Source organism: Bradyrhizobium sp., assembly GCF_016462955.1.
GTDB lineage: Bacteria > Pseudomonadota > Alphaproteobacteria > Rhizobiales > Xanthobacteraceae > Bradyrhizobium.
In genome coordinates, this window is the sequence record NZ_JAEMSD010000529.1 from 1 (window position 1) to 1,332 (window position 1,332).

Below are 1,332 nucleotides of genomic sequence, written 5' to 3' on the forward strand. Positions count from 1 at the left end.
CCTTTTCAGGCCGGACTCTAACTCCATCTGGAGGAAATACTCAGGGGCAGGTCAAAGGGATGGGAGCATCGATCTCAGCATCGAGATCCCGGCAAAGTGTGGCCTCAGCATCAAACTCGGGTCACCTCCCTTGTGTCGGCCTGGATCGACGGCGCCACGCCGCTCCGAGCGGAAACAATCCGGGGCAATCCGCAAAGCATGCACCAGCTCTATCTGGTCGATCCGATTATCAAGACAACGCACAGCATCGCCCCGCCGCTCGCCACCATCGAGATCAGGTTCAAGTACAATCAGGACTTCGATAGCATCTATGCCATGGTCCCCTCGACCATCGCAATGATGCTGGCATTGTTTCCGGCGATCTTGATGGCGCTCGCGGTCGTCAGAGAAAGGGAGCTCGGCTCAATCACCCAACCTCTACGTCACGCCGGTCACCCGGCTTGAATTTCTGATCGGCAAGCAATTGCGTTACGTCGCGGTGACGCCGTTATGTTTGCGCTGGCAGTTTTCTTTTTCCGGGTACCGCTGACGCCGCCGCCGACCAAGATCGGCAGCGTGCCATACAGATTGCCGATCCGCGCGACCCGAATGTCCTCGAGAACCTTGGGCCCGCAGTCGCGAGCCATCGCGACAGGCGTCAGCGCGGCAGGCTATAAATTCTCTGCTGGGCCTGCATTGCGGTTCTCTCAAGCGCAGAGCCATGATCATCGTCTTGGACTTCCGTTTCGCCGATTATGTAGATCGAAGCGGTTTTGGCTTGACACGTCCGGTGCCCCCGAAGCATCCCGGCCATGTGAGATCAGACAGGCGCGTAAACCCAAATTCGCTGTTGGATTGCAATCGTCCTGTCCCGACGCTGGCACCGGACAAGGCGGCACCAGGAGGTTCGATCCGGCGATAACGTGACGAGGCGGCCCAGCCAGGGAACCTTCAATGGGTCTTCGGCGGCGCGCTCAAGTCGATGGGCCGAAGGATCGACGCAACCGGGATCATCAAAAGCGCGACCGCGGCCAGAAGCCAGAACACGTCGATGTAAGCGAGATAGTCGACCTGCTGCTGGAGCGTTTTACCAAGCCAAGCCAGCGCTTGCGATGCAGCATCCGACGCGCTTGACCCCTGGGCCTGGAAATACCGCGTCACCGCATCGATCGTCTGTTGGTACCCGAGATCGGAAGGTGCCACATGCTCGACCAGTCGAGTCTGGTGGAATTGCTGGCGCTGCGCCAGCATCGTTTGCGCGAGCGCGACCCCCATTGAGCCGCCGATATTCCGCGAAACGTTGATGAGCGCCGAGGCCTGGTTGGTTTTCTCGGGCGGCAGACCGTCATAGGA

At 59.5% G+C, this 1,332-nt stretch carries 2 pseudogenes; one reads left to right on the forward strand and one right to left on the reverse strand.

The window, feature by feature from the left end:
* Positions 1-528: pseudogene (locus tag JHD07_RS33540) on the forward strand (ABC transporter permease); the annotation flags it as partial.
* A gap of 402 nt (positions 529-930) precedes the next feature.
* On the opposite strand, the pseudogene JHD07_RS33545 reads toward JHD07_RS33540, so the two are convergent.
* A pseudogene (locus JHD07_RS33545) lies at positions 931-1,332 on the reverse strand (EmrB/QacA family drug resistance transporter); the annotation flags it as partial.